7 protein-coding genes are annotated in these 8961 nt (G+C 70.8%); 2 read left to right on the plus strand and 5 right to left on the minus strand.

The window, feature by feature from the left end; all coding sequences use genetic code 11:
- Positions 1 to 85: 85 nt before the first annotated feature.
- The 5 genes from ACWIHY_RS07200 to ACWIHY_RS07220 are packed head-to-tail and all read right to left on the minus strand — an operon-like array spanning position 86 to position 4892.
- Positions 86 to 319 (minus strand): hypothetical protein, encoded by a 234-nt coding sequence (locus tag ACWIHY_RS07200; RefSeq protein ID WP_454374620.1) that lies wholly within the window; start codon positions 317 to 319, stop codon positions 86 to 88.
- Positions 316 to 1896, minus strand: a complete 1581-nt coding sequence (locus tag ACWIHY_RS07205; protein WP_454374621.1) for an amidohydrolase — start codon at positions 1894 to 1896, stop codon at positions 316 to 318. Before ACWIHY_RS07205 ends, ACWIHY_RS07200 begins: the two co-directional genes overlap by 4 nt.
- 13 nt (positions 1897 to 1909) lie before the next feature.
- Positions 1910 to 2755, minus strand: a complete 846-nt coding sequence (locus tag ACWIHY_RS07210) for an ABC transporter ATP-binding protein (protein WP_454374622.1) — start codon at positions 2753 to 2755, stop codon at positions 1910 to 1912.
- Positions 2752 to 3822, minus strand: a complete 1071-nt coding sequence (locus tag ACWIHY_RS07215; protein WP_454374623.1) for a FecCD family ABC transporter permease — start codon at positions 3820 to 3822, stop codon at positions 2752 to 2754. The genes ACWIHY_RS07210 and ACWIHY_RS07215 overlap by 4 nt, the downstream gene beginning before the upstream one ends.
- Positions 3819 to 4892 carry a FecCD family ABC transporter permease gene (locus ACWIHY_RS07220; protein ID WP_454374624.1) on the minus strand — a complete coding sequence of 358 codons (1074 nt, stop codon included), beginning with the start codon at positions 4890 to 4892 and terminating at the stop codon, positions 3819 to 3821. The genes ACWIHY_RS07215 and ACWIHY_RS07220 overlap by 4 nt, the downstream gene beginning before the upstream one ends.
- Before the next feature lie 261 nt (positions 4893 to 5153).
- On the opposite strand from ACWIHY_RS07220, the gene ACWIHY_RS07225 reads away from it, so the two are divergent.
- Together ACWIHY_RS07225 and ACWIHY_RS07230 are read left to right on the plus strand one after the other, a co-directional pair.
- Complete coding sequence (locus tag ACWIHY_RS07225; protein ID WP_454374625.1) at positions 5154 to 6851, plus strand: ABC transporter ATP-binding protein; 1698 nt, start codon at positions 5154 to 5156, stop codon at positions 6849 to 6851.
- On the plus strand, positions 6848 to 8755 hold the full coding sequence (locus tag ACWIHY_RS07230) for an ABC transporter ATP-binding protein (protein WP_454374626.1): 1908 nt from the start codon (positions 6848 to 6850) through the stop codon (positions 8753 to 8755). Before ACWIHY_RS07225 ends, ACWIHY_RS07230 begins: the two co-directional genes overlap by 4 nt.
- Positions 8756 to 8961 lie beyond the last annotated feature (206 nt).

Here is an 8961-nt window from a genome sequence, read left to right on the forward strand (position 1 = left end):
ATCTCTCGGCTCTCCGGCCGCACGGGTCAACTGGGCGGAATGCAGCGGCTCTCCGAGCTTGAGGACAAGGACGGCCTGTATCGTTCTACGCCCCGCACGGGCGGCCCGGATAGTCGTCGCTCTCCGGTACCCCGGCCTCGCGCATCCTGCGCAGTACCTCGCGCAGGGCCGCTTCCCCGTCGATGTCCACCGGACAGTTGATCTGCCTGTCGAAGACCATGGTCTCCGCAGCTGTGTTCCAAATGACCCACTGATACGGGTACGAGGATGCCTGCCACAGGTACGCGTACTGCTCGATGCCTTCCACCCTCGTACTCACAGCGCCGCCTTTTCGCTCTCACGGCCGTCGACGAACGTCGCGACCACTTCGATGTCACCGATGCGCGAGGTGCTGACGCCCCGTGGGTCGTCTCCCAGCACGACCAGATCGGCGCGTTTACCCGGGGTGAGGCTGCCCGCGCTGTCGTCCCAGTGGCAGGCGAAGGCTCCACCGACGGTGTAGGAGCGCAGGGCCTCGTCGACCGTGATGCCCTCGTCCGGGCCGATGACCTGGCCCGAGCCGGAGGCGCGCTCGACCATGAACTGAATCGCCCGCAGCGGCGATCCGTCCGTGACGGGACGGTCGGAACTGCCCACGAGCGTGATGCCGTGTTCCAGGAACCCCTTGCCCCGGTACAGCCAGGGGGCCCTGTGCTCGCCCATGATCGACGCGTAGTCGTCGCCGAAGTAGCGCAGGAAGTTCGGCTGGACCACCGCGATCGCGCCGAGCCGCGCGAAGCGGGAGAGCTGGTCGGGTCTGATCAGGCCGGCGTGTTCGATGCGGTGCCTCGCGTCAGGGCGTGGCCTAACGGCCTGTGCCCGTTCCAGGGCGTCCAGGGCGACGTCGGCGGCGCGGTCGCCGATGGCATGGACGGCGAGCTGCCACCCGGCGAGATGGCCGTCGACGATGGTGTCCGCGAGGAGTTCCGGATCGTCCTGCAGCTCCCCGGCGTGTTCCATACCGTGGTACGGGCTGCTCAGTGCGGCGGTACGCGCCATCATGCCACCGTCGGTCCAGATCTTGAGGGCGCCCACGGAGAGCCACTCGTCGCCGAACCCCGTGCGCAGGCCGAGGTCGAGGGCCCGGGGTACACCATCGCCTCCGTGCGAGCCGACCGGGTGCAGCGCGTCCGCGGCCACCATGAGCTGCACCCGCAGCGGCAGCCGGCTCTGCTCCCGCACCAGCTGATATGCGGCCAGCTCGACCGGGCTGTGGCCGAACAGAGCACCGCCGATGCCCGCCTCGGCACAGGCCGTCACTCCCTCCGAGAGACAGATTCGCGCGGCGCGCGCGATCGCGTCCGCCAACTCCTCCTGGGAGTACGCCGGCCGAAGCTTCCGTGCGGCGCCCATGGCGCTCTCCGCGAGGTAGCCGTCCTCGTGCGGGACATGAGCGGGCAGCAGGTCCAGGACGGCACTGTTGACCACGCAGGCGTGTCCGGAGTCGTGCATCAGGAACACCTTTCGCCCGTGACTGACCCGGTCGAGCTCGGTCGCGGTCAGATGGCGTCCGAGGGCCCGCTGGTCGTACCCGGCAAGGTCCACCCAGGCGCCGCCGGTGGAACCCTTCCGGGAGACGGCCTCTTCCACGACCGCCAGCACGTCCTCGATCCGCTCGCAGGGTGCGACGCTCGGGGTACTCGCCTTCAGTCCCGTCCACGCCAGGTGAACATGGCTGTCGATGAATCCGGGCAGCACGGTCGCGCCCTGGAGGTCGATCACCTCGCGCGCGGGCAGTGATGTCACCGCGTCGTCCAGGCCCACGATCCGGCCGCGCCAGATGCCCAGGTCGTGGGCGACGGGGTGGTCCGGGTCCATGGTGATGATGTGGGCGTTCGTCAGCCTCGTACAGAGCATGGGCAGTCCGTCCCTATGGCGTTTCTGCAAGGGCGTCGCCTGCCATGGCAGGGCGCTTGCGAGCGGTGGGCACCACCAGCGGAGTGCCGGTCTCCGGGTCGTCGATGATCCGGCAGGGCAGGCCGAAGACGTCCTCGACCAGCTCGGCGGTCATGACTGTCGCAGGGTCGCCTTCGGCGGCGATCTCGCCGCCGGCCCTCATGACCACCAGATGGCTGGCATAGCGGCATGCCTGGTTGAGGTCGTGCAGCACCGCGACGATCGTGTGCCCCTTCTGCTCGTGCAGATCGGCGCACAGGTCCAGCACCTCGACCTGGTGCGCGATGTCCAGGAAGGTCGTCGGTTCGTCCAGCAGCAGGATCGACGTCTGCTGCGCCAGGACCATGGACAGCCACACGCGTTGCCGCTGGCCGCCGGAGAGGTCCTCGACCGGTCGGTCGGCGAGCTCCGCCACGCCGGTCAGCCGCATCGACTCGGTCACGGCGGCCTCGTCCTCGACGGACCACTGCCGCAGGAGCCGCTGGTGCGGGTACCGGCCGCGGGCCACCAAGTCCCCCACTGTGATCCCGGACGGCGCGGTGGAGGTCTGCGGGAGCAGTCCCAGCTTGCGGGCGACCTCGCGCGGCCGGTACGACGCGATGGGGGCGCCGTCGAGGCGCACCTCTCCCGCCCTGGGCCTGATCATGCGTGCGAGCGCCTTGAGCAGGGTCGACTTCCCGCACGCGTTCGGGCCGAGGATCACGGTGAACGAATGGTCAGGAATGATGACACCGAGATCGGTGGCCACCGTCCGCCGGTCGTAGGAGAGCGTCAGGTCCTCCGCCCACAGCCGTGGCGTCGGGTGCGTCGTTTCTGTCATGTGCGGCTCTTTCGCGACTCTGTGACGAGCAGCCAGATGAGGTAGAGGCCGCCGATGGTGCCGGTCGCGGTGCCCACCGGCAGGATGGCGGGTGAGAAGATCCGCTGCACCGCGAGATCACTCGCGGCCAGCAGTACGGCGCCCATCAGGGCCGCCGGGACCAGTCCGGGGCCGGACGACCGGACGAGCCTGCGGGCGAGTTGTGGAGCCGCCAGCGCGACGAACCAGATCGGGCCCGTCGCGGCGGTGGCGAACGCGGCCAGCGCGACGCTGACGACGAGCAGGACCAGCCGGCTGCGCTCCACGTCCACGCCGAGCCCCTTCGCCGTGTCGCCGCCCATCTCGAGCATCGACAGCCTGCGGCCGTAGTGGAAGGCGAGCGGCAGCAGGATCGCGACGGCGATGCCCGCGCCGGCCGCCTGGTCCCAGCCACGGTTGTTGAGGCTGCCGATCAGCCAGGTCTGCGCCTCCAGAGCCTCCTGCAGGCTGGCTCGGGTGATCAGGTACGAGTTGACGGCGAGCAGCATGGCGCTGACGCCGATCCCGACGACGACCAGTCTGAATCCCTGCAGGCCCCCGGAGAACACCAGCAGGTAGACCACCAGGGCGGTGGCCATCCCGCCGGCCAGCGCTCCGAGCGCGATCTGGGCCATGGATCCGTTCAGCACGATGATGACCAGCAGCGCCCCGGTCGCCGAGCCGTTGGTGAAGCCGATGATGTCCGGGCTGCCGAGCGAGTTGCCCGAGAGGCTCTGCAGGATCGCCCCGCTGACCGCCAGGGCGGCGCCGACGAACAGCGCGGTCAGCAGGCGTGGCATGCGCACGGTGTTGACGATGAAGTCCGCGCCGCCCGAACCGTTTCCGGTCAGCGCCTGGAGGACCTCCGCGACGGAGAGCTCGAAGTCCCCCGTGGTCAGGGTGACCCCGACGACCAGGACGAACGTGGTCAGCAGGGCCACCGACACGGCCACCGCGCGGCCCTGGATCCGCAGCGACAGCCGGCCGCCTCGGGTTCGTACGACGAGACCGCCGACCGCACGGACGTTGACGGACTTCGTCGTACTCACAGCATGACCAGCTTTCGGCGGCGGCACAGCGCGATGAACAGCGGCCCGCCCAGAAGGGCCGTGACGATGCCGACCTGGACCTCGCCGGGGGCGCCGAGAACCCGGCCCAGGATGTCCGCGCCGAGCAGCAGGACGGGCGCCAGCAGCGTGGAGTAGGCGAGCACCCATCGCTGGTCGGGGCCGACGACGAACCGGGCCATGTGCGGCACCGCGAGACCGACGAAACCGATCGGACCCGCCGCCGCCGTGGCCGCGCCGCACAGCAGCATCACCGCGACCGCGCCGAGCACCCTCGTGCGGCCGACACTGACGCCCAGCGCCCGTCCGACCTGGTCGCCCAGCGCCAGCGCGTTCAGTGGCCGGGCCAGCGCCAGGGTGATCACCAGTCCGACGGCGACGAAGGGCAGTACCACGTACACCACTTCGAAGCTACGGCCGGCGAGTGTGCCCACGGTCCAGAAGCGGAAGGAGTCGAACGCCTCGGGGTCGAGGAGCAGCACGGCCGAGTTGAAGGCGTAGAGCACGGCAGTCATCGCGGCTCCGGCGACGACGAGTTTTTCCGGTGTCGCGGGCGTACGCCCGGCCGAGCTGAGGAGGTAGACGGCGACCGCGGCGACCGCCGCGCCCAGGAAGGCGAACCACACATAGCCGAGGGCCGACCCGACGCCGAGGAACGCGATGGCCACGACTACGCCGGTCGAGGCACCGAGGCTCACGCCCAGCAACCCGGGATCGGCGAGCGGATTGCGTGTCAGTGCCTGCATCAGGGCTCCCGACATCCCAAGTGCGACGCCGACCAGCAGACCGAGCAGGGTGCGGGGGATGCGGTAGTCGTGGATGATCACCGCGGTCTTGGAGCCGTCGTTGTGCCACAGCACGTTCCACGTCGACATGAACGGGATCCCGCGTGTTCCCACCCACACGCTGAGCAGGGCGATCACGACCAGCAGGGCTACGGCCGCGAGGAGTCCCAGGCCGCGCAGCGACGCCGCGGCGCCCCGGCGCGGCGACGGCGTCGGGGCGTCGCCCACATCGCTCTCGGGTGCCGCCTTCGCGTCGACCGACAACAAGTCCCCCCACCTGACGGCCCCGCCCGAGGGCGCAGTGCGACATCGCGCGAAACATTTACTTAGGTGAGGCTAACCGAATACGTTTCAGAGGGTCAACGCCCGAGCACGACTCCAAACCGGACACCGCACAACCTCAGGGGGATCCAACTCCCTCTCCATGCTTCGACCTTGACGAATGGCGGCGGCTCGGCGCGCAGGACAGCTGGACACAACACTTAGAGTAGCCTTACCTAACTTCTATGGCCTTCGCGGAGGTACCGAATGCTCGATGGAGGACCAACGGGGGGCGAAGTCCTCCGGAGGGCGATCGGCGGCCAGCGTCGCCATGTTGCCGGGGCATCGTTCCTCGGCATGGCGCACCAGGGGTGCGAGGCGATGGTTCCCGTCGTCATCGGCGTGGTCATCGACGAGGCGGTGGCGACCGGTTCTTCCGGCGCTCTCCTGCGTTGGCTGCTGGTACTCGCCGTCCTCTTCTTCGTTCTGTCCACGTGCTACCGGACCGCTGCCCGGATCAGCGAGCGGGCCGGCGAACAGGCCGCGCACCGGCTGCGGCTCGACCTCGGCTCCAGGGTGCTCGACCCGCGCGGCGGAGCGGACGCGGGCCGGCTCCCGGGCGTGCTGACCAACATCGCGACCGGCGACGCCAAGCGGGTGGGCGCGGTCGCGGCCGTACTGCCCTTCGGGATGGCGGCGGTCGCCGGACTGGCCATCAGCGCGGTGGTACTGCTCCGGATCTCCGTACCGCTCGGCCTGCTCGTGCTCCTCGGCATCCCGCCCCTGCTGTGGCTCGGGCACCGGATCAGCCGACCGCTGGAGCGGCGCAGTGAGGTCGAGCAGGAGCGCGCCGCACATGCCTCCGGCGTCGCCGCCGACCTGGTCGCGGGGCTTCGGGTGCTCAAGGGGATCGGCGCCGAACCGGCCGCGGTGGCCCGCTACCGGCAGACCAGCCAGGACTCGCTGGCCGCCGCGCTGCGCGCCGCCCGGAGCCGGGCCTGGCACGATGGCGCCATCCTCGCCCTGACCGGAATCTTCATCGTGGTCATCGGGCTGGTCGGCGCGCATCTGGCGATGAGCGGCGCGATCAGCGTCGGTGACCTGGTGGCGGCCGTCGGTCTCGCCCAGTTCCTCCTCGGGCCGTTCCAGCTCCTCACCTTCTTCAGCGGCGAGTTCGCCCAGGGCCGCGCGTCGGCCGGCCGGATCGCCGAGGTGCTGGCGTCGTCTCCCGCCGTGACAGGGGGATCGACGACGCTTGACGAGCCGGTCGCCGGAGGGCTCCGGCTGCGCGGCGTCACACACGGCGCGCTGCGCGAGGTCGACCTCGACATCGAACCCGGCACTCTGGTCGGCATCGTGGCCAAGGACCCGTCCGTGGCGGCCGACCTGCTGCTCTGCCTGGGCCGCGAACTCGACCCCGACGAAGGATCGATCGAGCTCGACGGCGTACCTCTGGCCGACCTCGGCCCCACCGACGTCCGCCGCGCGATCCTCGTCGCCCACCACGACGCGGACCTGTTCGAGAGCAGCCTGCTCGACAACGTACGGGCCGGAACGGACAGCACGGCAGCGGACGTCGAACCGGCCCTGGCAGCTTCGGCGGCGGACGATGTGGCCCGCAACCTGCCCAACGGTGTGGCCACCGTGCTCGCCGAGCGCGGGCGCTCGCTGTCCGGTGGGCAGCGCCAGCGGGTCGCGCTCGCCCGGGCGCTCGCCGCCGATCAGCCGGTGCTGGTCGTCCACGACCCGACCACCGCCGTCGACACGGTCACCGAGTCCCTCATCGCCGCCCGGCTCAAGGATCTCCGCCGTGGCCGCACCACGATCCTGGTCACCACCAGCCCCGCTCTGCTCGCCATGACCGATCGCGTGGTGGTGCTCGCCGGCGGCGCCGTGACCGCGGACGGCCGCCATCCCGACCTCGTCGCCACCGACGAGGCGTACCGCTCGGTGGTGCTGACATGACCGGTACGGACACGACCGACGTGAACGACGAAGGACGGACGATGAGCGGAACCAGTTCGCCGGATCGCACACTCCTGCCGATCGCCACCGGCGCCCAGACCCTCGCCGTCGTCCGCGCGTTGCTCCGCCGCCACCGGGCACTCGCGGTGACAGCGGTGACCGTGCTGGTCATCGGGACGGGCATCGGTCTGCTGACCGCCCCGCTGCTCGGCCGCATCGTCGACCTGGTGGTCCAGCAGCGCGGTCCCGACTCGCTGACGGTACCCATGGTCCTCCTCCTCGCAGTGGCCGTGGCGCGGGGCATCGCGACCGCGGCCGGCACCTCCCTCGTCGCGCGGCTCGGTGAGACGGTCCTTGCGAGCCTGCGCGAGCGGTTCATCGAGCGGGCGCTGAGCCTGCCGCTCGAACGCGTCGAGCAAGCCGGCTCGGGTGATCTGACCTCCCGGGTGACCGGTGACGTGACCCTGATCACGAAGGGAGTTCGCCAGGCGCTGCCCGAGTTCAGCCGGGCCCTCCTCACCATCGCGCTGACGCTGGTCGGACTCACCGTGCTGGACTGGCGCTTCCTTCTCGCCGTACTGCTCGCGGTGCCGATCCACGTCCTCACCGTGCGGTGGTACATCCCCCGCGCCACCCCTGTGTACGCCGAGCACCGGGTAGCGACCGGCGCCCTCCAGCACCAGCTTCTCGACAGCATCGGCGGCGTCCGGACCGTACGCGCCTTCCGGCTGAACGACAGTCACACAGACCTGCTGGAGGAGCGGTCACAGAAGGCCGTCGACATCGCCCTGCGCGGCATTCACCTGGTGACGGGGTTCTTCTCGCGGCTCAACCTCGCCGAGTTCGTCGGCCTGGCCTCGGTTCTGGCCACGGGATTCGTCCTCGTCGACAACGGCTCCGTGAGCATCGGCACGGCGACCGCGGCCGCGCTCTATTTCCACAGCCTGTTCAATCCGATCAACGCCGCGCTCTTCCTCATCGACGACGCGCAGTCCGCCGGCGCGAGCCTGGCCCGCCTCGTCGGCGTGTCGAACCTGGCGCCCGAGCAGGAGCCCGTCCGGCCCGCCGTTCCGGTGGACGGCTCGGTCAAGGCCGACTCGCTCAGCCACGAGTACGTCCCCGGCCACCCGGTGCTGCGCAAGGTCGACCTGGAGGTGCGCAGCGGTGAGCGGGTCGCCCTGGTCGGCGCGAGCGGGGCCGGGAAGACCACCCTGGCGAAGCTGATCGCCGGCATCCACCGTCCGTCCGGCGGCGGAATCGCCCTCGGTGGCGTCGACATCGCGGAGCTCGGGCCCCTCGGCACCCGTCGGACGGTGACGCTGATCAGCCAGGAGGTCCATGTGTTCGCCGGGCCGCTCGCCGACGACCTGCGACTCGCGCGGCCGGAGGCGACCGACGAGGAGCTGAGGGCCGCGCTGACGAAAGTCGACGCCCTCTCGTGGGTGGACGGTCTGCCCGAGGGAATGGACACGGTCGTCGGCGAGGGCGGGCACCGGCTCACCGTGACCCAGGCCCAGCACCTGGCCCTCGCCCGCCTCGTCCTCGCCGACCCACCGGTCGCGATCCTGGACGAGGCGACCGCCGACGCGGGCAGCGCGGGCGCGCGTACGCTGGAGACGGCCGCCGCCCGGGCCATGGAAGGGCGTACGGGACTGGTGGTGGCCCACCGGCTGCCGCAGGCCGCGACCGCTGACCGGGTCGTCGTCCTCGACGAGGGCCGGGTCGTCGAAACCGGCACCCACGGCGATCTGGTGGCCGCGGGCGGCCGCTATGCGGCGCTCTGGGCCGCGTGGTCCGACAGCCGCCGCCATCCCCGGGAACCGGAAACGGAGCCCGAGCCGGAGCTGGAGCTGGGGCCGGACCCGGAGCCGCATCAGGTTCCGAAGGGAGCTGCCACCTCCTGACCGGATGCGCCACTGTCCTCTCATGCCGAAGGCCCCCCTGACCGGGGGCCTTCGGCATTCCGGACCGGTTTCGGATGAGGATCAACGCGCCCGGTGCCGGGGGCGCCGGTCAGCCGGGCCCGCAACCTGCGACGGCGGTGCCGACGGCGAGTTCGGCGCGCGTCCGTACCCCTGAGCCGGACTGAGCCGGACAGTGGGGAGGACCC

It is taken from the genome of Streptomyces sp. NPDC055287, from assembly GCF_053646035.1.